The organism is Lysinibacillus sphaericus, from assembly GCF_001629735.1.
GTDB classification, from domain to species: Bacteria; Bacillota; Bacilli; order Bacillales_A; family Planococcaceae; genus Lysinibacillus; species Lysinibacillus pinottii.
In genome coordinates, this window is sequence record NZ_CP015224.1 from 2,533,793 (window position 1) to 2,557,214 (window position 23,422).

Sequence of the window (23,422 nt, forward strand, 5' to 3'; positions counted from 1 at the left end):
AAAAATGAAACTAAATCAAAGCTAGCACGTAAATTTATTTAAATTCGACTATTTTTAGAAAACGAGGTTGTTTGATGAAGGAATGGTGGCAAAGTAAGAAAAGAAAAACGACAAAAAGGAAAGTAAATAATAATTACTCCCTATTTGAATTATTACTTGATGTGCTTTTTTGGTTACCAGAGCTCTTTCTAGTCCCATTCAGATTAGTATTTTGGTTGCTTAGAGGTATAGGTAGATTAATTGCAGATGTATTTGAATATCCGTGAATTCCTTACCCTGTATAATTAATGTTGAACATTCAAAGTGTTTCGTTATTTCCCCCATGGCTGTTCACCATATCTTTTAAGCTTCACGATTTCACCATCATTATTGACCAAACGATTATATACATAATTAATTTTATATTCATTGTACTTTTCTAATTGTATTTTTTCGTAAAACTTCTTTGATAAAGTCAACTCTCGGTCATCAATTAACAAATAGTATTGACCATTTTTTTCCATAATGTTTTGTTCGTCAAGAAGATAGGTGCTTTCAACTTGTACATTATTAAGAGAATAAACACCTGCTACAAATAAGGCTACAAAAGCAAATAAGACGAACATCACAAAAAGTCTTGTTTTACTCATATCCTCACCTCACTAAACTTAGCCATCATAAGATCATTACATTAGATTTTACAAGTCATTATGTAAAGCTAGAGCAATTTAAATAATCCATTTGGAACTAATACTAATTTATTATTTGAGAAGTCACTAATGGGCTTCCAAAGCAATTTGAAGCGTGTGCCATTATCTTCTTCCCCAAAAAAAGAAGCATTTTCATAAAAGGACATTTCAATAAAATCCGCTTCATAAACAAACACTACTTCATGTCCATTATCACCATTGTATGTAAATATATTTTCAATTGTACCTACATGCTTTAGGTTAGTAATACTAGCCTCGATTTCCTCCAATATTTCTCGCCTTATTGCCTTTGAACTCGTCTCACCATATTCAATTTTCCCACCAATTGGTCGATAATAAAATGTCTCCTTTACTTCATCAAAGCCTTCAGAGACAAGTATTGCATCTTCTTTCCTAAATATACAAATAGCTTTTGCTATAATTTGCTCTTTCTTCATCTGATTCCTCCAATCCCATTTCAAGCTGTGCGACAGGTGCATTTTTTATTATATCAATGCGCTCACGATAATAAAGAATGTTTTGTACAAATTTAGCTCGTATTTACATATTTCATCTGGCACAATTTCCTTGCCATTCATTAAAATGATAAACTAGTAAGAAGCATGATAGGAAGGAGATGGAATGTGAATGATGGATGCTAAGACCATTTTATTGGACCAACTTCTAGCAAATGCAAATGATCGTAGCTGGTATATTTCATTTCATGAGGCAGTTGAAGGACTATCTGAGGAAGAAGCATTTTGGAAACCCGATAATACCAGTCATAGTATTGCTGAAATTGTCCAACATCTCATTTATTGGAATGAAACTTGGCAAATCAGATACATTGAAAATCATGTTCAAGCTAGTCCACAAGTCCAAAGCAATCATGATACTTTTCTATTGAGAGATAAGGTGACTTTTTTGGAGCTAAAGGATAAATTATTAAAAACGCTACTTCAGTGGCAGGAGCTTCTTGAGGAGGAGCAACTTCTATCTGTTGTAAATGGTTACCCAGTGAAGGCGGAATGGTGGGCTATCATTTCCAATGCCACAACACATAATGCCTACCATATTGGACAATTAGCATATATTCGTAAGATGAAAAGATAGACATTTGATGGATGATTTTGGCCTAAGCCATTCTGTAAAAAAGTTCGAAACTCTATAAAAACCTCACCCAAATGAGCGAGGTTCGTCTGCTTTTCTTTGTTAGAAATTCATCCATTCAAAGATTATCTTGAAATTGTCACTCAACTGAGTGACTTTTTATTTTGAGTCTGCTTGGAGTGCATCTACTGAATCCACAAATGCTGAAGAAAGACCTCGTCTAATTAGGTTTGCAGAAACTGGCTTTCTCCCAACTTCCCTAGACCAAATTGATAATTGTCCTATATGGTGAATTTCATGTGCAATGGTATGACGAATGATTTCACCCCATGTATGCGTTTCAATTGTTCCATCCTCTAATGGAAGATGTAGTAAACGCTCTTCCATACTAGCATCCCATTTGTTTACAAAACTTTCTACTTCTAAATGAAATTCAGCTGTTAATTTTCGAACTTTCTCAAGGCTTTTATAGTCATCAAAATTCTCCTGAAAATCCTCTTTACCTTGTAAAACGCGTATCCAACTCCACTCTACATCCACTATATGGAAGAGTGTATGTAGTATATTTCCCATACCACCTGTTCGATTTTCTAAAAGTTCTTCTTGACTCAACTCTTCACACCAACGAAACCAATCTTCTCTTACCATCCAATTATATTTAAACAATAATTGCAAAATAATCCCCCTCTAAAAAAATATAATAGCCCTCTACTACTTCTTCCTTTATGGATAGTTTCCCTCCATTTTCTCAGAATTTTTTTAGGTTATTACTGCTGATACTCGTTAGTTTCATTAAAATTGCAGCCCCCTTTCTGCAAAAAAAAGCCTTACAACCGTAATGGCTGTAAGGTTTAACTGATATAGTTTGCTTAGTGTTGAATCACCAAACATAAAAAAACAGGTCAAGCTAACGGTAAGATATCATTAGAGTACTTTATATACTCTCCTAGATACCTTACTCATTTTCTTAACCTGCCTAGCAAAGGCTAACCATTAATGCGATTCTACATCGTCTTCTTTGGAGTAATTAAATTGGGAAGGATCAACTGGCGTATAGCCTGTTGGCTTATAAAATCTTAATAAGTCGCCATTCACGACTTTATCAGATAGTTGCAATTTAAGATCTACTTCATTCTTAATTGTTCTCGCAGACTCTAATTGACTATCATCTAGTGGTAAACCTGTTTCATTATCATAAAATTTTTCATTAATTGAATAGATTTTAGGGCTGACAAAATCGCCATTTCTAAAAGGCACAATTTCATGATGCTCTTCTGACAATAGGTCAGAGCCAAATTGAACAAATTGTTGCGAATCAATTCCAAGTAAATGTAATAGCGTTGGAAGAAGGTCTGTTTGCCCACCATACGTATGGTTAGCTCCACCCTCCATACCTGGAACATGTATGAATAATGGAACGCGTTGTAAATTAGCACTTTCATATGGTGTAATATCTTTTCCAATTACTTGGCTCATTGCAGCGTTATGATTATCTGAAATACCATAATGGTCGCCATAAAGAACAATCATCGAATGATCATATAAACCAGATTCTTTTAATTGTTGGAAAACTTGTTCGATTGCTTCATCCGCATAACGAGCAGTTTGGAAATAATTATCAACACTTGCATCTCCAGTATTTGCTTTATCGATTGTTACTAGGTCTTGATTCATTTTATATGGATAGTGATTCCCAACCGTAATTAATTTTGTATAAAACGGTTGTGGTAAAGAACTTAAAAGACTTTGCGATTGTTCAAAGAACGGTTTATCCAATAACCCATATTCAGCCATGTCACCTGAAGTGCCCGTATTATAATAACTAGCATCATAGAATTTATCAAAGCCAAAGGATTTATAAATCACATTTCTGTTCCAGAAGCTTCCGTTATTACCATGGAATACAGCCGATGTATAACCATAATCTTTTAAAATGCTAGGAGCTGCCTGGTACGTATTTTGTGCTTTTGTAATATAAGCAGAACCTTGTGGTAGCCCAAATAAAGAGTTTTCTAGCATAAATTCTGCATCGGATGTTTTACCCTGCCCAGTTTGATGGAAAAAATTATCAAAATACAATGTATTTTGATCTTTTGCTAATGAATTTAGAAATGGTGTAACTTCTTCACCGTTTAATTTATAGTCGATAAGAAAGTTCTGGAATGATTCTAAATGTAAATAAATAACGTTCATTCCTTTTGCTTTACCAAAATAGTTTGCATTTGGCTTTGCATAGTTAGATTTAGTATAGTTAATCACTTCTGTAATATCACTACTATCCGCCAAAGCTCTTTGTGAGGATGCTTTCATCGTTTCGACTGAATCATAAATCGTATAGTTATACATCCCTAAATATTTCACAATATAGTTTCTATCAAAACCTCTTGTTAATAGCTGCGGACGATTAGCCTCAGCTAGCCCTAAATTAAGAATTGAAATAGCTAAAGCACATGTAATGACCGTCATCGCTTTTTTATATCCAAAGCGTGTAGTATCTTTTTGAATTCTTTTTGAGAAGCGTAGATAAAACATTACGAATACATCTACAAAGAATAAGATATCATATGGTTTTAATAAAGAAAGAACACTACCACCTAAATCACCAAAGTTCTGCGTTTGAGAAAGTGTAGGTAATGTAATGAAATCACTAAAAAATCGGTAATAAACAATATTAGCATACAAAAGGATTGACATCAGCATGTACACTACAACGAGTGATGTATATTTTCGTTTTCCTCTAAAGATAAATGAAAATCCTAGAAATAGCATTGCTGAGCCTAATGGATTTAATAGTAAAAGAAATTGTTGAATAACTCCTTCTACGCCTAAGTCAAATTGTGTTTGTTGCGATATATATGTTTTAATCCATAACATTAAAACAGCTACTACATATATTCCAAAAAAGTTGTTCAATAGGTCGTCTTTTTTACTTATTAGATTTCTCATTTCTTGCACCTACCTTTTACTTATTGAATTGAATCTTGATGTATATTAACTTAGAGATTATAAGTATTAACGTTGCATTTAAAATAATGTTAGGTCACGATAGCTTTTTTCGCGACCAATGTATAGTACTCCCCATTTAGACTTATGTCAAGTTGTTAGGTATCACAATAGACAATTCGTATAATCATTACTAATTAACACAAATGCTGTCATAAAAATATCCAGTAAATGTTAGTTTTTTTAACTATCATTTACCGGATATTTTAAATAATAACTGTATCTTTTTTAATTTCTTTAAGTTCATCTATTTTACATTAAGAGAGGGCCAAGCAACCTTTATTCGAAAACATTGATTTCTAATTTTTTCTGTACAGCCTTTATCATTCGTGCTGACCCATAACAAATTTCTCCATTTTTCATTAATATTTCTTTCCTCTTAAAATCCACTTCCTGAATATTGTCGATATTAACTACAAAAGAATTATGGCAACGTATGAACCCTTCATACTCTTTTTCTACGTCTTTCAGTTTCCCATAAAACTCCACTTGACGATTATCCAAATGTAAAACAACTTTATGTAATGGAGAGGACTCAAAAAACATAATTTCATCAAAGTTGACACTAATAATTTTATCAGCAATTCTTTGAACGAATTTTTTATTGGATGCCTTGTTCGTCACTTGCCTTCTTTCATTCGTCACCTTCAAACAGCTTATAATTTTACTCTGTATAGAATCAACATCATCCTTAATAATAAAATCCATCGCTGCTACTTTATAAATGAAATTTAAATAAGTAAGCTCTGAGTGTGTTGTGATAAAAACAATATCACCTATAGGATCAATTTTTCTGATTTCTGCGCCAAGTGTGATACCATTCATCTCATGATTTAGGTCGATATCAAGAAAATATAAACCAGATCGTTGACTCTCATTAATATAGTGTAATATCTCTTCTGGATCTGCGGTTGTTAGTACCAGCTGCATATCCAGATTTTCAATCATTATATAATTTGACACATATCTGGCTATTCTTTCTCTTTGTTCCTTTTGATCTTCGCAGATAAAAACATCAATCATCTCAATCCCTCACTTTAAAATTACAATTTCCTGTTTAAAAAAACCATCCTCTATTACTGTATCCAACTGTGTCATATTTTCTTGATCAACCATCTTCTTCAGACTGTTCAGCCCCAATCCGCGATTTTCTCCTTTTGTCGAGAAACCTTCTTCGAAATATTGAAAAAGCTTATGACCGGTATCTCTAAACGTATTCCAAACTACAAAGGACACGGATTGTTCGAGCTCTACAAACCCCACTCGTATCATACCCTTCTCTATCTCTTCTGCTGCTTCAATGGCATTGTCTAAAATAATTCCAATACAGCGACACAACAGTACACTATCCATATTCAAATAATGTATTTCGTTAGGGCATTCAAAAACCACATCTATCCCCTTTTCTTGTGCTGTAATCAGTTTGGAGGAAACCAAACCTTTTACTTCTGGAATTTTAATTTCAGACAAACCCCTCATTTTAAAATCATTATCACGAATCTCTTGACTGACACGCATAATATTGTCATTAAAATAGCTTTCTAAAGCATCCATATCACGATTATTAATATATTCGGACATAGAAGATAGGATATTGATGTAATCATGGCGAAAAGTTCGCATTTCATAATAGTTTTTTTCTAGCTGTTCCGTGTACATTTGTATACTGTTCAGCTCAATTTCCTTCTCCCTCATCTCTAGCTGCTTTCTGAAGGTGTATACTAGGAACGACAAGCTAACAGCAAAAATGACGAAATAGATAAATAAGTATAGCGTATTCATCAATACTAGCGTTTTTTGATTTCCTGTTAATCGTACATAAACAATCATTGTAAAATAAATTGTATACGTAAAAAGACCCAAGAAAGCTAAAATACGTTTTGTAATCCTATCTTCTGCATCCTTTTCAAAAATTCTAAAAGTTATTTTTTTCCAAAACTTTATAAATATAATACCAATGATGAGGGTAATAAATTGATGAAGTAATACCGCTGAAAAAATGAGTTCGTTTGTTTCTGAGGAGATTGTATCAATATCTAAAACTTTTCCCAAAATGAAAGTAGTTATATGATCAATGAGGATCATACCAATCATTATTGTTGATGCGTAGTACAATGCAGGTATCCACTTTAGATATGTATACTTAAACATACCAAGAACAAACGCAAATATTAAGAGCGAACCAAAAATATCCAGGTATGGATATAGCCAACCCATTATTAGACTAAACAATATGACTGCAAAAATAGTTTCCTTTCGAAAAAAAGGTTTACCTATGACAAAAGCTACTAAAATACACTGAATGGCAACTTGAACAATAGCTAATAGAATCACTCACTAATCCTCATCTCTCTTTAGTCATCTATTATGAATATTATACTATAGATAATGGAATTAGCAAAATTTAGAATTTTTAGTGAAAATCTATCATTTCACACATAAATTACTTCTTCAATTCTTCTGGAATTGTTGGTTCAAAGGAATACAATACACAGAAATTATGAACACTCAACCCTCCTACTACAACAAACAGCTTTGTTAGACCTTCTGCAAACATATGTTGGATTTTTTTCATTTTCTTCTTCCTCCCTTATTTTTTCAATAATTTATATGTCAACGGAAGAATACAAAATACAGCTAGTAGACTTCCAAAAAATACTTGATTGATTACTATTTCTGAGCTTGTACTAATCATTACTGCTACACAAATCGAATAGCCAATAATGGCTCTATTTCTCAGTTTTACTCTCAACGCTTTATCATTAACACGGTTCTTTTCTGTATCTTGAGGGGCATATTTATAAAGACAGATATATACAGCTAGAATGCCAATCCAGAAAATCGATTCTGAAATTGAAATATCTCGTATGATGATCGGTAGTATTCCAAAAAGGAAAATGCTTATCAACGTGCAGGTACTGCTTTTTTTAGCATGAATACCTCTAGCATAGAGCCGTACTAATAAATAAGCACTGTGAAAGATAAATGTTAGCCAAACTGAATGAAGTAGAAATGCAGTTAAATAAACAGGAATGGCCTTCCCGAGATTAATGAGGCAGACTTCAATACCCAATTTACACTTCAGTTCTTGAATTCTGGTTAAATCTTGTCTTGCTTTTAATTTCCTAACCATATATTCTGCCAACACGTCTTCCCTAAATCCTTTTAGCAGTATTTCCATTTTTCCCCCTCCTTGTTTGTCTTTACAATAAAAGTATAGCTTTGTTATCTAGCATTTTTTCAAATGTTTAGTAACTTACTACTCTGATTACTTATATGCAAAAAAAAAAGAGGAAAATACACAGTTACGAGTATTTTCCTTACAATCATGAAATTTATCATACGACAAACTCTACAAAATATTTGGGATAAAGCGTAACCGCTTCACTGTATCCTTGAAGATTCATACGATTGATACAGACTTTGTTTCTTGTTGGGAAAAATTCATTTTGCCGCATTTTATTATACAAATTAAATAACTGAATAAATAGAATTCTTTCTAGGAAGAAACATATCAATAACTCTTCATGATGCATTATGGCTGCATTCTGCTCGCCTTCTATTGAAAATTTTGGAATTTCGAACTTTGTTGTATTAATTAATGGACCAATCTCCAAACTTTTTTCCTGACAACTCAATGCCAGTACATACTTTGAAAAAGACTCCACTGGATTCATTTCTGCGATTTTCTTTTGTGTTCCAATTAGGAGATCAATATTGTCCTGAGGCTTATCATCATAGACAGTTTGTACAAACGGCGATTTTTCCAGAAACTCTTGAACATTTGGGAATTTATCTTCTAATAGGACTTGAATGTTAAAGATTTTCCCTGTATCAATAATTTTTTCTGCAAAAATCAAGTATTCAACAATTGCTTCCGTGGAAATGAAATAAGGTGTAAAAAATTCTGTATAGCTCCTAACTAGATTCAAAAGATCTCTGGATTTTTGTTTTTCATAGGAGATAAACAATGTAGGGTCCTTTTCCAAAAGCTGTTTTCCAAGCTTATTCTCCGAAGAGTCTGTTGTTTCATCTATTCCATGATAGATAATCTCTTTTAATTTATTAAACTCAATATCTTTGACTTTAAAGGCCATGACTGTTTCTAATGTTATACAATCCTGAATCATAAAGAAATCGTTCATTTTTTTTACTTGATATTTTAATTTTAAGCAATACATATTCTACCTCAGCTCCTTTCTATCCTATCAGAAATGCATACAAGGATGTTTGATGATCACTCAAAAGTTTTGATAGCTCAATATCATAAAAACCACCCAGGGGAACACTTTCCAATCCAAGGTAATTCGCTACTAATTGGATATTTTGTCCAATATGTCCAGCCTCCTGTTGAACTAGCTTATAGGAGATATCTGTATACTTTCCAGAGATTCCAGACATATCACAGCTCAAAGCAACAGCAAACTGAGCGGTATTAGCCAAATACTTTTGGATAAACGCTTTACTAATTTCATCCCACGACACGTACTGTTTAACTAATAGCTTTTGAGTATCACTATTCAGTAGCATAATATTTCCCTGCTCTATCAAATCCATGTCAACCAATTGCTCATTGAATAAAAAATAAATGTTAACATAGTACTGTGCCCCCCCAGAAGGGTATGTACGATTTTCTTTTTCACCACCAATCATAGCCAATTGAGTAAATTGCGCCATTAACTTTTTATTGACTTTGACATTCGCTTTGAATGGTTCCCTTGCCGTATATCTTGTCCCTAAAATTTTTTCAAATATATTATTTTCGTCAATCGTATACTCTAAATCTATTAACGGATAATGTCCATTTGCCTGTAATTCCCTCGGTCTATGAGCATATACTTGAGTATTGGTAAATTCAGGTTCATTGATTGACATCATATGATAATCCATGAATTTTTTCTCTATATTCCTCTCACCTTTAAAATTCCACAAATTAATGTCCTCCTTTTTAAGAAATCATCCAGCTTTAAGAAAAGCATCTGAAAAAATGAATTCATATTCCGGAGATACTCCTAATCGATTATTCAACATATGGAGATGAGAAATGACAATATAAAAGGCGTACTTTGGCTCCATTGTTGTTTGACATAACTTTATTTGAGCAAGCAAAGATTTGAACACCTTAAGATATGGTTGATAGAATTCAATTGCAAGCTCGCCATTTTTCAATTGATCGATTCTGTTGTTAATCACTTTGAATATATGCTCCGGGGCCTTATTCTGAGAAAATTGCGTCCATATTTCACGATATGCATGAAACATTGTCTCATGCTTCTCGATATACCCTAATTCTTGAGCAATTTTTGTACAGTTGTACATGAGATCAATCGCTAACACATAACGCTGAGTTCGATTAAGGTTTTGAATTATTTGTCCAGCAAATTTTGACGAGTGGACAAATAGTTCTTCGGATAGCGCCATTGCTGTCTCTCCCCCATAACGGTTTAGCTCTGGTACATACTCAATCGTCTGAATTGAAAAATTCGGATATGGAGCAGTTGGTACAATACCTTCTGTCTGAACAATCGCCTCATCATAGGAAATAGCTTGAAATGAATGGCTCTTATGTTTTTGGTGAAAGCTCTCTAATATTTGCTCCAAATCTTTATCAACTTTCTCTGCTATATCTTGTGCAGTTTGGTATCTCAAACGGATGTGGGGACCACCATCCCAATAACGAATGAAAAAATATCGAACCTTTTCTCTTTCTAAAAATGGCAACAAATACTCTTTTAAAAACTCTTCAATTAACACATAATCATGAATGAATAAATGTTTAGATATCCACATAAGGCTCTCCTTTATTTTAAAAATATACTGTGACTTGTATTCCAGCTCTTAAAAAGATTTAATGAGTAGCCAAGCTGTACATTGTTCTCTAAATTGAATTTCTCTTTTATTATTTTGTCATTGTAATTTTTAATCCCTCGAGCAGCCATTCCATACTTCGCAGCAATAATAGATAAATGTTGTGCAAAATGACCAATCCTTAAAAAAATGTCATCATAATCTTGTCTTGTTTTCTCAAAGGTAAAAAATATCCAATAATACATGCCTTCCAAATTAGTGAAATCTTGATATTCTTGCAACATCTTCTTATACATAAGTTTTTCTTTCGGTTGAATAAATTCACATGTTTCTCCAATCCGATAAAATCCACTTTTGAGATCAGCAATATTATCTATAAAGGTCCACAAACCTATTTCAGGATAGTCCTGTGCTGCTACTAGGAATTCCTTTAGGAATTGATGATGTGTAGTAGCTAACATTAACTTTTTTACTACTGAATCGCCTTTAATATTTTGCTCCGATACTCTTCTCCTGAAAAATTCGGTTTCCGGTTGCTCTTTTATATCTACTGTACTCAAATGATATTCTTGGTCTAAAGCTATTTCCAGTACAAGCGGAATTGTTACAAAATCACGATCCTTTTCAAGTGAAGCTGTTGTTAGTTTTCGGTGACGAATTCGATGGCCCTTTAAAACATAGTCAAGATTATAAAGATAATGACCCGTATTCAATAAACCTAGCATCAAAGAAAATTCACCATAGAATTTTTGGAGCTGACGATTGTCATTTACGATTACTAGATAATCTCTTTCAGCATTCAACCCTTTAAAATACTCTTGGTTATATACATAAATTTTGTCTGTTAATGCTTTGTATACAAACATATGCGTTTTATGAACGAATACCAATTTGAGACTATCTATATTTCTAGCTTTTGGAGAAAAAGAATGGAAATAGTATTTGCTGAAAAAATCTATCCGCTGAATCATTTCTAAATAATAATAGAGATCGTAAATAATGGAACTCCAGCCATCACTTTTACCAAGCTCCTTCAAAAATTTCATGTCAATCACATCTAAATGATTTTTAAATAGCGGTTCATCATCCACTTGTGCAACAGACAATGTTTGCTTATAACGATTCTCTCCGAATCGATCTAAATATTGTTGATCAATCATCCTTATTCCCTCCCGTTCAATTATGGAAATGGATGTGGTGTTTTCTCTATCCAGTTTTTATCTAGCTTCCCTTTCTTCTTATATTGAATAGCCTTTTCAATTCGCTGACTGACAACTCGTCTATTTTGATGCCCAAAAGTCATTGTCAGCATGCCAGGCACTACATATTTCACATTAACAAATCCTGCAGAAAATAAATTCGGGTTTTCCATCGTAGCCCGATACGCTTTACCAGAAATATCGACCAATTGCTTCTCAAGCGTTCGAACAACCTCGGAAAATTTCCCTTGATATGCTGTATATCCTGTTTCCAATTGCTCATAGGAAGACACCATCTCTGTATTTAATGCAAACGAAAATGCATACTTCATCTCCTTATTTGAGTAAAGCAGCAAGTGGTCTTCCAACTTGTGAACCGATTGAGGATTCATCAATAATTGTCTCTTTCTTGTCTGATAATCCTCGTTATTAAATACATTTGTAAATACAGTAATCGCTGTTGTAGCTTCAATTAATGCTCGTTCTATTGACTCTTCCAAATCAAAGGAAGCTGCCGCAGCTGTGTAAAAGGCCATTTCATTTTCCCTAGGCTCCTTTTTTTCTAATAGGACCCAGATAGTCGGAATTTTCACTTCCATAGATATATCAAACAAATGTACACGAATATTTTTTTGCTTTAGGGATTCCAAATAAGCTTGGATTTTTTTAGAATGAATGCTTGATTCATCAATTCTGACAGGTGGAATTTGTCCATACCAAGTAGCTAAAAAGGCATCTCGTTCTATCAGTTCTAGCATCGCATGAAGGCTAGCTTCTGCTTCTGTTGAACCGAGAGCACTGCCATTAGAACTTTCATAAATAAATCTTTTTTCATCAGAAACAACATGAGAGTTATAATAAATTAGCTGCTCGGGAATTAAAACATCTTTTTCACTATGCAATGCCCAAACTTTCTCATAATTCAGTGGCTGATCTTCTGAATAATTTTCTGGATTGCCATAATTGCATTGCGCCATTACTTCACTTAGCGTTAGGTCGATCACTTCTGAATCCTTTTCTCGCATTGACCTTTTTTGCTTTTTATAAGGAAACGCTGTAGCATAGCGCTCTAACGATTCCAAAATAGAAATATATTTTGACTTCTCATACGTCCCTGTCCGACCATAGGAAAGCATTGAAATCCCCTTGTACAATACTTCTGTCTGAACCATTGGTGTACCATAAGAATCTCCAGAACGAGCCAATGCATTCACGATCGACGATGGATGCGCATAGATTAGTTTTTTGTTTCTTTCAATCTTCTCTCTTACCTGTTCAAAGCTCAATTGCCGATTATCCTTTGCGTCGAACATCGTATCCAATTCCTGAAGTTTATGTGGAGCAGTATCTTCATTACAGTGACAATCTCCTCGCTTGAAAGTTGCTTTCGCTTGAATTTCCAATGTATCTCGATTTATTTCATAGAGGTACGGTTCATTACTTGTTTGAAGCTTTTGCAAGAGAGTAGCAATTATTTCTGCTTCTAAGTGGCTAGGCTCATCTTCTTGCCAACCAAAATATTGTTGGTAGCTTTTCAGTTCTTTTGTTCGCTCCTTAAAGCAGTTTAGGCAAAAGAATGAATCATTCTTGGATGAATGTACAAAAATATACTTTTGGTTTGTAATAATCGTAGCAACGTTTGTTAGTATGGTCATCACTCCACCTCCAAAAGTTCATATTCAAAACCATGATCATTGAGAATTTTCCCCACAGTTGTCTGCTGTCCACTTACTAGATTTTGTTGATGAGATATGTCCCAATTGAAAGAGCTGCCTTCTTTTAGGTGGAGCTCATTTACGTCTATGGATTGGAAGAATGATTCTTTAATGGATACAGCATTCATATGCATACTAATCCAAGTCAGTAAAACTGTTATCAACTGGGCTGCTGTTCTTACGGGTAGCTGAAAAATGAATGCTTCTGAATTATGATTTACAGCATACAAGTAATACCCCCCACTAATACATGCCTGAAGGTAGAAATGAGTAGATAGCTTTTCTTGATTCATTAAATTAATAATAAGCTCTGATTCTTCCAGCTCATTCAGATATAATCTGGACAGTTTCCCTGCTTTATTATGTTGGGTACTATAGATAACTTTTTCCTGTTGTTTCAATAGAAGATCTTTTGAATAGCTATTTTTTAATATTTCGATAAATGCTGCCTCTGAGAGAAACTGTGCGAGTCTTTCATAAGAAATATCTGCAAAGTAATAATTTTCTTTGTCTTCTGTTTGCACGGTAATAATCTGCAACGGTGATTGGTTGTAAGTAAAATACTCTTTATTTTTATTAAAAGATACTATCTTTGAATCATATTTTTTCACAAAATTTTCAAGTGAATTATAATTCTTGATAGCATCTTGAGGCGCTCGTCCTGAAATTTGATAATCCACCTTTTTAATTCCGTCAAACGCCAATTTCCTCTCAACTTCCATAAGAGAATTAATATTGAATACCGGGGCACTTTCCGCAACAATAGATATAATGACGCCATAATAAAGGAAGCCTGCAAGAAGTTTCTCTGAAATATCCTCAGCGGATACGGACTCAAAATTTGTATGCTTTCTTGTGGTAATCCATATTCTCTCTTCTTTTTTCCCAATATAATAATTTACAACGGTTTTCCCGTCTGCAAAAACTTCTATATTCTCAACTTCTACAATTTCATGTTGAATATGATTTTCTGCCAATAATTCACTGAGACAAATTGCACCAAAATAGGATGTGGGAATTTTTACATAAATTTTCTCAATGTCTCTCAAACCTTTTTCTACTGATAGACATTGCTCTTCTACCCATGGTAAATAGAGGCTGCTTTTGTGAAGATCATAGACCTTCGGATCAATTAAATAAAAAACATGTTTTTTTATAAGAAATTGAATAAGTTTTGTGTAGCGGCTAAACTCTTCAAAAAGTGCTGTTTCTTCACTTCCCTGATAGGCATTACTAATCAAGGAAGTGATATCTTCATATTCTGAAACACTTAGTTTTAATTTTATTAGTTCGTTTGGCCCATATATAAATAAGTCTGGTTCATTATAATGATAACGAATATTTCTTCGAGCCTTTATTAGCATATTACTCACTCCTTCTTATTGTTGAACTTAATGACAACTAATGAAATAATCAGAAGAGCTGACGTGTACCCGATTGAAATCAACATATCTTGATTGAATTCAAATGTCTCATTCCAAATTGAAATATAAATATTATTTAAATGATAGAACGGATTCACATAAGATACATACTTCACAAAATTCGGGAGACTTTCCACTGGAACAGAGAAGCCACCAGTGAACATAACAATTTGGAATAACACAATAGACAAAATAAGTGCTGTTTTAACTTCCTTAAAGTTTGAATAAATTGCGTGAGAATAAACCAGCATCACCGCATTAATGAGTAATAAGCTTAAATATGAAACCAAGAAATTAACAATGGAAAGCTGCAAATCATAAACAAGTAAGCCGATTAAAGTTATTAAGAAAAATCCTGCAGTAGCAATAATGAATGACTTAGCAATGCTGGACATGAGAAGAATTTTATCAGTGATGGGCGTAATGAAAAGTCTTTTTTCAATTCCAGCTGCACGATTCATTACCTGATCAAAACCAAAGGCAAAAAATACGACTGAAAAACTAATCAGGACAATAAACGAAGGTGTATACATTTGAACATAGTTCATCCCTCCGCTATAGGTTGCATTACTAAACATTTGTCCCATTAAAATATATGTGACAGGCGGTACAACAACCGTGAAGACTAAATAAAATAACTCTCTAAAGAACATTTTTAAGTCATATTTAATTTGTGTTAATAACATATTTACTCCCCCTTATTTGGCAATTTTATCAAGATAGAAGCTATTAATAGATTTATGACCGGATTTTAGTATATTTTCTGGCGTATCAAATACTTCGGTTACACCGTCATTAATGAAAAGAACTTTATCACAATAGAGTTCGATTTCGTCCATATAATGCGTCGATAAAATCACTGTACTATCATTTTTTTTAATATATCCTGTGATGCTTTCCCATAATATATTTCGCATATGAGGATCCAGGCCAGTAGTCGGTTCATCCAAAATAATCAAACGCGGTTTAGAAGAAAAAGCAATTGCTAGGCTAACCTTTTGCTTCCAGCCCCCAGATAAATTATCAAAGAATGTATTGAGATGCTCCTGCAATTCAAACTCTTCAATAATTTCATTCAGATCTACTTTGCTACCATAATAGGATCTAAAAAGATCTAGTAATTCTTTTACTTTTAATTTTTTATAAAACTGTGTAGGTTGCAGAACCGCGGATATATTGCTTTTAATTTTTCCGAGCTGGGCTTGATCAATTTCCTTTAAATTATTACCAAAGACAACAACCTTCCCATCATTGAAGTCCTTAATGGTCATTAAAATTTCTAAGAATGTCGATTTCCCCGCACCATTTTTTCCAATAACACCAATAATTTCACCTTTTTCAGCAATAAAATCTATTCCTTTCAGAACAGCTTTTTTTCCATAGTTCTTTGTTAGTTTTTCTACCTTTACATTAAAATTCTGCATTGTTCACCCTCCTAATTGTCAATCGTATATTCCACAACATATTCCCTAAGGTCATTCTTAAATTCAGGTAACACCTCTTCGATAAAGAACGTAGGATCTTGACTTTCTTCATTGGTAATTTCATTCATAAAATGTTTGAATAGTATTGGTACTGTAATATCAATAAACAATGGCTTCATCGCAGAAATTTCTTCACCCATACGATATTTCTTTAAAAAGAAAGTTTCAGGTAAATGCCGATCTTTAAAATAGTTATTAATGCATGAATATAGCTCTACTTCATCTGCGGCTTCTTTACTGATACACTTTAAATCTTCGTGTTTGATAGTCCACTTCTTTCTATACATCACAATATTTTCAAAAATAATTCTTGGCATATCACTTCTTTTTTTCAAAAAGTAATTTATATCAAAGTTGATTCTTCCGCTTTGAAACAAAAGTAGCAATACAGATAAAACTCCCGGGAGAAACACTGGAACTAATGATGATTTATAGGCTACTCTCGCTTCATTCTTCTGATGGTCAAGCACTATCAATTTTTTCTTTTTCTCATCATATTTAACCGAAAAATCTGATATATGAGGATGCCCAACATCATGGAATCTCTGATATCCAAATTCCAGATTTAATTTTTGACTATAATTTCTATCATGAATGCCGCCATTAAATCCAAACAGCTCTGTTACTTCGTAATAATTTTTGTCATAATAATTTTTCCCTATATATTCTTGATACTGTGTATCTCTATTTAAGTCCTCGAAGAAGTCTTTAAATCTAGATAAAAATTTCTCCTGACCATCATAAATATCGTTTAAAATTACTTTCTCCTGAAAAAGCTGATAAAAAAAGGTCATACTAAATTCATTGCCGTATTTAATATATTTAGGAATTTTTTTAGAAAAAGGCTGTATTAGTTCCTGAAAGTCTATTTCTCCTGCTTGATTTTCATCTAAGTATTGAGAAAAGAATGCCTTAAATTCATCTCTAAGATCATCCAAAATCTTTACTTCAGGTGCAATCGCTTCATCATATCGGTAATCCATGTCCTGGAAATAAGGGAAGAAGTATCTCAATTTTTCGAAGAATACATTGTTTAATAAATTGCTGTCAGACAAACTGATTTCCGAATGGCCATATAATTTTTTATATAGCGCTGCCACTTCGTATTGCACACGAATATTCACATCAAATAACAGTAAAAATGCCGTAATTTCTTCAAAAAAACGATTAGAAAACTTATTTTCAATATCTTTGAGACTGCTCTTATTGCTCTGAGCATCAAACAAGATATCTTCATATAGAATTTCCGTACCAAAATTCGGAATGGTTTCACTCAAACTTTTAATCATATCCTCAATCTTTCTCCAAAGAACTAACCGCTCATTTGTATCTGCCTGCTCAAACTCCTTTTGCATTTCATTCATTAATTGAAGCTGGCGTGATAGCTCTTCGCAAATACCATGTTCGTTTAAAAAGGAAATCATTTCTTTTACAAGATTTCTTTTAGCATTTACTGAAATTTTTTGTACTACTATTTTTGTGGAAACAAGTTTTTTAAATACATCCAACTCATGCCCCGAATAAAGTTCTTTTTCCCTTAGAAATTGAGCAAATTCTTTATAAAATATAGTTTGCCCTTGTTTTTTCTTTAGAAATTGAATTACTTCTTCCGCAATCCCCATTTCAACCAGCTTATCTCTTGTTTCATATATTTTCTTAGATTGTGGAACATTCTCTTGCGTGACAAAGAAAATCTTAGAATTCCTTTGCCCAAATTTAGAAACATGGACAGGGATTTTTTCTAATGATTCCTCGTCGGTACGAATAGCTTCCAAAAATATTCTAAAAAGTAGAGCATGATTTAATTCGATGTTTGCCTTCTTTTTTATTAAAAATCGATTACCAGAAGAGCCCGTTTGGGTAAGGTAAGAAAACGGACTAGTTTTCATAGAGCTGCGCATTAATAAGTTGATAATAAAATTGTCCAACTTTTTTTCTTTTTTATTATGTGTTTGTACCGGTTTGGATAAATACTTTTCAATGTTCTTATAAATAGTTTGATTAAAAAATAAAACGGTCTTTTGCAGTTGTTCATCCGCTATTTCTCTTTGAAGAATCTCCCTCGATTTCAATACGGCTTCCTCATAACGTCGATGCAGTGCTTCTTGGTACAACTCTAATTGATCTAAAAGGTCTACTAGTTGCTTCAACAAAATTGGCCCTGAGTATTTTCTTAAACGAATGCTACGTAAATTATGAACATCCCGTTTCAGATTCAATAGCTTAGGATCCTTTTGTAGAGAGAACTCTTCTTCAATTTGACTGACTACAATTTCTTTCTCTCTTTCAATTTGTTCATGAACATTGTCAATCTCGTCTTTAGCAGACTGAATTTCCTTCGCTTTTTCTCGCATTTCAAAGTACCAATAATCAGAGGTATTGGTTCCCCGATAAATACTAAATGGATTTTGAGTAACTGTTATAGTCAAGTCCTAACTCCTCCCTCCAAGTCATCCCTTTTTTACTTTCCACTACTCTGTAAGCCATATAAATATACTTTTGCTTCTTCAAGGCACTTATATTAAAGTAAGGTAATAGTAAATACAGCAGATTTACTGTAAATCTATAGGCCGTTGCTTCAGGTTTTTCCATAAAGTTATTTTTCTTTGAATAGGCAACAAAATTCCTATGAAAATCATTTTTAAAATTTTTTTCTAATTCCTCTATAGTACGAGCCAATTCAGCTTTATAATGATCGTCTAATAATTCGTCCACCTGACTTAAACAACATCCATAAAACTCTGAAAAATATTTATACCATCTATTAATTAGCTGAGAATGTGCTTTCTCTGCAATTTCAAAACCTAATTGCCTTTCTACATAAAGTGTCTCAAATAAATTTTCGTTGTAGGGTTTCTCTTGCTTGGCAGAAAGCTCAAAGAAGCCATGAACATGCGAGACAAATGAAAAGTAACCTTTATTATTATTTTTTTCATGATAGATATCTGAAATTCTTGAAAAAATAAGTGGAAACAGCTCATCTAGCCTAATATTCTGCGCTTCTATATATTTTCTAGTATCCAGTAGCAATTGGTAATGTCTGAATCGTTCGTTCATATATAAATTAGTTAATCGTTCATTATGAAATTCCAAAAAATAAGGATGTATGTCTATTTCTCCGTGTTCTCGAATTGCACGTTCACTTTTCTTATTTTCCAAATTAGAAATCAATAGGGAACTTTGTTCATATTTTTTCTTCACTTGATCCATATAGGATTTATCCAATGGTCTCTCTTCGATTAGCTGGTGCACTCTCTTTTTCAGAGTTTTATATTCAGATTGCGATATTTTATTTTTTGTAACTAACTGAATATGAGGTCCACCCTCCCACCCCTTTGACACAAAATATTGATTTGTATTCCACATATCATCAATAAGTAATAGCAATGATTGTTCTAATGAACTGTCATAGTTATAAATACAGGTTTGATACATTGCAACACACCCTTATGTATTTTTTTTACCCTGTTGGATTCTCCAAATACAACTCTTAGATAGAAGATAATCGGGCGGTTGTCACAATAGTTTGTTTCAACCGCTCCATTATTTTTCAAGTCATTAACAAGAACCACAGCATGACGTTGAGCCACATGTTGATGATGCTGAACAGCTTGTCGAGCCACTGCTTGCTGTTGTTTCCGGAATTGCTGACACCTCGTCTAAATCTAGTAATTCCACTTCTAAATCGAATTCATTTGTATTTACTTCCTGAGTATGCATCTCTTTTTTCATCCTTAGTTCCTCCCATAAATAGTAATTAGTTGTTTATACTATTTTCGAAACCGACTCTACATCTTCCAAACAATTTATTAACAAGAACCACAGCATGATGTTGAACCGCATGTTGATGATGCTGAACAACTTGTTGAGCCACTGCTAGCTGTAGTTTCTGGGATCGCTGACACTTCATCCAAATCTAATAATTCTACTTCTAAATCAAATTCTTTTGCATTTACTGTTTGAGTATTCATCTCTTTTTTCATCTTTAGTTCCTCCTATAAATAGTGATTATTTGGCTACTACAATAAAAACTTACACCAATTCCTCTAAATGATTTAACAAGAACCGCAGCATGATGTTGAGCCACATGTCGATGATGCCGAACAGCTTGTCGAGCCACTGCTTGCTGTTGTTTCTGGAATCGCTGACACTTCATCCAAATCTAATAATTCTACTTCTAAATCGAATTCATTTGCATTCCGTTCTTTTTCCATTTTTCTTTTCTCCTTTCATTTATTTACATACACACTATAACTCGAGAAATCTACAGTTATTCATTCTTTTCATACAAACCGCTCCTCTATACTTAGGTGTCCTAGTTAACTAAAATAGGTGTTCTAATTTCCATCTTAACTGTCAATAAAATGGGGTGTATCTGCTGATTCATACCAACGTAAACCTGATTGTTTTTTATAAAAAAAACCGCTTAAGCACTATTCTTAAGCGGGTCTTTTTCATTTAATTAAGGGATGAACGGGACAATCGTGTAATGTTAGAATAAGTAAAAATAAAAATTCAACAATAAGATTATCTTGACTCAACATTGACATTTATTTATTTTTGTAAGTAATACAAATCCCTTAACAACACGAAAAGAAATTGGCAAAAAGAGTAATTTTTAGAGATGCAAATCTTTTAAATTCACTTTCTACCCTAAAATAACTTAACCTTACATTGGAGGAATATATACTGAAAATAAATACTTTAGAAAATTTACAGGGAAGGCATGATGTTTTTGAATTTATGCAAGGTCCTTTTAAAAATAAACATTGGCATGATACTTCTATTTATCTAACAACAGAAGCCTTTGATTTTTTACATTTATTTATAGAAGATGTATTACCTGCTTTCAATTACTTTGGTCCCAACTGCGTTAATCAAGAACAATGGAATCAAATCGCTTTCAATGCATGTTCACTAAATAATACAGCGGATATCCAATTCTTACGACTTTTCAATAAAATTGATTATTGGGTGAATGAAAATTTCAAGGAGCACAATTGTTTCTCAATTTGTGGACCATAAAAAATTTTTTAAAATGAATTTAACTATTCGTCAACATAAAAGGATCAGCCTCACTATTAATAGAGTAGCTGATCTTTTGTTGTTCATTAGCCAATACTTAATATGTTTTTAGTTTGTGTAGCTATATATAAAATACTTAGCAATTATCACGGGCTCCTATTAATCCACTTAGATAAACTGACCGCCCCACCTTATCTCCAAACTGCCATTGCTAAAACCTCCGTAACTCCTGCCAATCTTCAGGTTAGGTGTATAAATAAATTTACATCATTATATTAAATTTTCTTATATTACCATATACATTATTATTCATTTAGGTTTTATAGTTTTAAAAGTTTGTAGGTTTTACAGATTAGGTTTTATAAGTGAAAGGTCAAAGTGTGAAAAAAGAAAGGATGATTCGTATGAAAAAGAAAAAATTTATAAGCAAGATGACCCCTATCATGGTGGTTTCTGGAATTATTTTTTCAAGCATTTCTGCCTTTGCCACAGAATTGCCAGAGTCAAATACTACGGTAGAATTGCCAGAATCAATTACTATGGATGGGAAAGTGTTGGTAATGGATAAGTCCGCTGGCGGTGGAAGTGATAGTGCGTCACGAGACAACAACACTATGAGTATCTCTAGAAATTCTTATAAAGTTACAGGTAGTGATGTTCGGTTGTATGTGGATTCTTCACATGGGCATGGCGGTGACCATTTTGCATCTGGCTGGGTAGATGCCACTGCGCCACGATTTACTGCACGTGCAGAAGTTTGGTCCAATGGTCGACTTAACACTACTGGTTATAACCATTTGAATAGTGGGATTAGAGCCAATGCAACTTCTTATCTAGCTACAGGCCTAGTTCCAGATGCGACACCTCGTATTTTCTATAATTGGTAATGAAGAGAAAAAACTTATTGCTACGCTTGATAAGACCTATTTATACAATTGTCGAAATTCTATTCCTCGTCGTTTTAACTGCATGTAGCGCAACAGATGAAGTAAGTATAGCAGATGTACAACAACCTCAAACCAACACAGTTGAACCAGAAAAATCACAAACGACGACACCTAAGCCTGAGTCGTTTGATGATTACGAGGATTATATTAATTACGTCTCCGATATACCTGAATTTGAACCGTACTATAAAACCGTTTTTGCTTTTGAAGAACTTTCAGATGGCATCAAATCTGTGCCAATTGAAGAAGTAAAGGCTATGTATAACGAAATAAAAACAGCTTTTGATTATATTCTTGTGAATGAATACCCCTTAGTTTATTGAGGACATTATGAAGGCGAAACAAGTTTTGTAGAAGGATATGAAGAGTATCAAGCCGCTGGCAACGATAAAATTATTTCAAACCCAGTGAATGTTGTTTCGCTTGATCAGGAAGGTAATGAAGTGTTGACAACCCCATTAAAAACAATTTTATTAGGTGAAGGCACTTTTAATCACTTCGATAATAGTATTGAAGAAGGCAGAAACCTTCAAAAGTCTGATTTTTCGCTTGAGGCACCCAACAAACCTATTAGTGTTGTGTTGGGGAATGCGTATAAGGATATTTATAAAATTGGCGATATATTTTCCTTGGAATTAATTTCTGAAGTAATGGATTTTCAAGTCGTTGGTTTTTATCATTCAGGTGTTGGTTTTTCAATGAACGTTGGTGCCCTACAAGATGTGAACTTGGATCACACCATCGTTATACCTCATTTTATACCTCATTACAAACCTGTTGGAGAAGCAGCTGTTTTTCAACATGCTTACCATATCGGTGAATTGCTATCAGGCTATATCCGTATTCCAGAGTCGGTCGAGAAAATAAACGAAGATACCTATGCTTATACAATGGACAAAATGGAAGAAATGGCGGAAAGGCATGATATTTCCGGCCTCTATAAAATGCCATATTGGCCAGTCGGATTTGTTTGGTAAGGGGAAATTACTACTAATAATTTCAACAGATAGTGCTCCTCGCTTTGAATAGTTTGGTTGTA

At 33.4% G+C, this 23,422-nt stretch carries 26 protein-coding genes; 5 read left to right on the top strand and 21 right to left on the bottom strand.

Annotated features, from left to right (window positions below; genetic code table 11):
* The first annotated feature begins 74 nt into the window (after window positions 1-74).
* Window positions 75-266, top strand: a complete 192-nt coding sequence (locus tag A2J09_RS12385) for a hypothetical protein (protein WP_031419331.1) — start codon at window positions 75-77, stop codon at window positions 264-266.
* 45 nt (window positions 267-311) lie between these two features.
* Here A2J09_RS12385 and A2J09_RS12390 read toward each other — a convergent pair whose 3' ends face one another.
* Both A2J09_RS12390 and A2J09_RS12395 read right to left on the bottom strand, forming a co-directional pair.
* The gene (locus tag A2J09_RS12390) at window positions 312-629 is read right to left on the bottom strand and encodes a hypothetical protein (RefSeq protein ID WP_012295511.1); all 318 of its coding nucleotides are present in this window, start codon (window positions 627-629) and stop codon (window positions 312-314) included.
* A 68-nt stretch (window positions 630-697) separates the two neighbouring features.
* A complete protein-coding gene (locus A2J09_RS12395) occupies window positions 698-1,126 on the bottom strand; it encodes an NUDIX hydrolase (RefSeq protein ID WP_012295512.1) in 429 nt (142 codons plus the stop codon).
* A gap of 190 nt (window positions 1,127-1,316) precedes the next feature.
* On the opposite strand from A2J09_RS12395, the gene A2J09_RS12400 reads away from it, so the two are divergent.
* Window positions 1,317-1,781, top strand: a complete 465-nt coding sequence (locus tag A2J09_RS12400; protein WP_012295513.1) for a DinB family protein — start codon at window positions 1,317-1,319, stop codon at window positions 1,779-1,781.
* Between the two features lie 156 nt (window positions 1,782-1,937).
* Here the strand turns inward: A2J09_RS12400 and A2J09_RS12405 are convergent, their stop codons facing one another.
* From A2J09_RS12405 to A2J09_RS23080, 19 genes are all read right to left on the bottom strand, one after another.
* The gene (locus A2J09_RS12405; RefSeq protein WP_036162267.1) at window positions 1,938-2,453 is read right to left on the bottom strand and encodes a DinB family protein; all 516 of its coding nucleotides are present in this window, start codon (window positions 2,451-2,453) and stop codon (window positions 1,938-1,940) included.
* A 318-nt stretch (window positions 2,454-2,771) separates the two neighbouring features.
* The gene (locus A2J09_RS12410; protein ID WP_036162269.1) at window positions 2,772-4,724 is read right to left on the bottom strand and encodes a lipoteichoic acid synthase; all 1,953 of its coding nucleotides are present in this window, start codon (window positions 4,722-4,724) and stop codon (window positions 2,772-2,774) included.
* 336 nt (window positions 4,725-5,060) lie between these two features.
* Window positions 5,061-5,804 (bottom strand): LytR/AlgR family response regulator transcription factor, encoded by a 744-nt coding sequence (locus A2J09_RS12415; protein ID WP_031419338.1) that lies wholly within the window; start codon window positions 5,802-5,804, stop codon window positions 5,061-5,063.
* Window positions 5,805-5,813: 9 nt separating this feature from the next.
* Entirely contained in the window at window positions 5,814-7,115 is a 1,302-nt protein-coding gene (locus A2J09_RS12420; RefSeq protein ID WP_036162271.1) for a sensor histidine kinase, read from the bottom strand.
* Between the two features lie 109 nt (window positions 7,116-7,224).
* Window positions 7,225-7,356 (bottom strand): cyclic lactone autoinducer peptide, encoded by a 132-nt coding sequence (locus A2J09_RS23065; RefSeq protein WP_012295518.1) that lies wholly within the window; start codon window positions 7,354-7,356, stop codon window positions 7,225-7,227.
* Between the two features lie 15 nt (window positions 7,357-7,371).
* Entirely contained in the window at window positions 7,372-7,962 is a 591-nt protein-coding gene (locus A2J09_RS12425; RefSeq protein WP_012295519.1) for an accessory gene regulator AgrB, read from the bottom strand.
* 157 nt (window positions 7,963-8,119) lie between these two features.
* Window positions 8,120-8,962, bottom strand: coding sequence for a hypothetical protein (locus tag A2J09_RS12430; protein WP_012295520.1), 843 nt, complete (start codon window positions 8,960-8,962; stop codon window positions 8,120-8,122).
* Between the two features lie 19 nt (window positions 8,963-8,981).
* Window positions 8,982-9,713: a SagB/ThcOx family dehydrogenase gene (locus A2J09_RS12435; RefSeq protein WP_227256817.1), complete on the bottom strand. Its 732-nt coding sequence runs from the start codon at window positions 9,711-9,713 to the stop codon at window positions 8,982-8,984.
* A 24-nt stretch (window positions 9,714-9,737) separates the two neighbouring features.
* Window positions 9,738-10,571: a thiopeptide-type bacteriocin biosynthesis protein gene (locus A2J09_RS12440; RefSeq protein WP_012295522.1), complete on the bottom strand. Its 834-nt coding sequence runs from the start codon at window positions 10,569-10,571 to the stop codon at window positions 9,738-9,740.
* 11 nt (window positions 10,572-10,582) lie between these two features.
* Window positions 10,583-11,749, bottom strand: a complete 1,167-nt coding sequence (locus tag A2J09_RS12445) for a hypothetical protein (RefSeq protein WP_012295523.1) — start codon at window positions 11,747-11,749, stop codon at window positions 10,583-10,585.
* Between the two features lie 20 nt (window positions 11,750-11,769).
* Window positions 11,770-13,443: a YcaO-like family protein gene (locus A2J09_RS12450; protein ID WP_012295524.1), complete on the bottom strand. Its 1,674-nt coding sequence runs from the start codon at window positions 13,441-13,443 to the stop codon at window positions 11,770-11,772.
* Window positions 13,443-14,867, bottom strand: a complete 1,425-nt coding sequence (locus A2J09_RS12455) for a hypothetical protein (protein ID WP_012295525.1) — start codon at window positions 14,865-14,867, stop codon at window positions 13,443-13,445. The genes A2J09_RS12450 and A2J09_RS12455 overlap by 1 nt, the downstream gene beginning before the upstream one ends.
* 5 nt (window positions 14,868-14,872) lie before the next feature.
* Window positions 14,873-15,613, bottom strand: coding sequence for an ABC transporter permease (locus A2J09_RS12460; protein ID WP_012295526.1), 741 nt, complete (start codon window positions 15,611-15,613; stop codon window positions 14,873-14,875).
* Between the two features lie 12 nt (window positions 15,614-15,625).
* A complete protein-coding gene (locus A2J09_RS12465) occupies window positions 15,626-16,351 on the bottom strand; it encodes an ABC transporter ATP-binding protein (RefSeq protein WP_012295527.1) in 726 nt (241 codons plus the stop codon).
* Window positions 16,352-16,362: 11 nt separating this feature from the next.
* The gene (locus A2J09_RS12470; protein ID WP_036162274.1) at window positions 16,363-18,840 is read right to left on the bottom strand and encodes a lanthionine biosynthesis protein; all 2,478 of its coding nucleotides are present in this window, start codon (window positions 18,838-18,840) and stop codon (window positions 16,363-16,365) included.
* Entirely contained in the window at window positions 18,809-19,846 is a 1,038-nt protein-coding gene (locus tag A2J09_RS12475) for a hypothetical protein (protein ID WP_012295529.1), read from the bottom strand. Before A2J09_RS12475 ends, A2J09_RS12470 begins: the two co-directional genes overlap by 32 nt.
* A gap of 123 nt (window positions 19,847-19,969) precedes the next feature.
* Window positions 19,970-20,143 carry a thiazolylpeptide-type bacteriocin gene (locus A2J09_RS23070; RefSeq protein WP_012295530.1) on the bottom strand — a complete coding sequence of 58 codons (174 nt, stop codon included), beginning with the start codon at window positions 20,141-20,143 and terminating at the stop codon, window positions 19,970-19,972.
* Between the two features lie 77 nt (window positions 20,144-20,220).
* Window positions 20,221-20,394, bottom strand: a complete 174-nt coding sequence (locus A2J09_RS23075; RefSeq protein ID WP_012295531.1) for a thiazolylpeptide-type bacteriocin — start codon at window positions 20,392-20,394, stop codon at window positions 20,221-20,223.
* A gap of 72 nt (window positions 20,395-20,466) precedes the next feature.
* A complete protein-coding gene (locus tag A2J09_RS23080; protein WP_080695225.1) occupies window positions 20,467-20,625 on the bottom strand; it encodes a thiazolylpeptide-type bacteriocin in 159 nt (52 codons plus the stop codon).
* 1,191 nt (window positions 20,626-21,816) lie between these two features.
* Here A2J09_RS23080 and A2J09_RS12485 point away from each other — a divergent pair.
* From A2J09_RS12485 to A2J09_RS12495, 3 genes are all read left to right on the top strand, one after another.
* A complete protein-coding gene (locus A2J09_RS12485) occupies window positions 21,817-22,323 on the top strand; it encodes a hypothetical protein (RefSeq protein WP_230591289.1) in 507 nt (168 codons plus the stop codon).
* A gap of 17 nt (window positions 22,324-22,340) precedes the next feature.
* Window positions 22,341-22,706 carry a hypothetical protein gene (locus A2J09_RS12490; RefSeq protein ID WP_063389788.1) on the top strand — a complete coding sequence of 122 codons (366 nt, stop codon included), beginning with the start codon at window positions 22,341-22,343 and terminating at the stop codon, window positions 22,704-22,706.
* 120 nt (window positions 22,707-22,826) lie between these two features.
* Window positions 22,827-23,360 (top strand): hypothetical protein, encoded by a 534-nt coding sequence (locus A2J09_RS12495; RefSeq protein WP_036162279.1) that lies wholly within the window; start codon window positions 22,827-22,829, stop codon window positions 23,358-23,360.
* Window positions 23,361-23,422 lie beyond the last annotated feature (62 nt).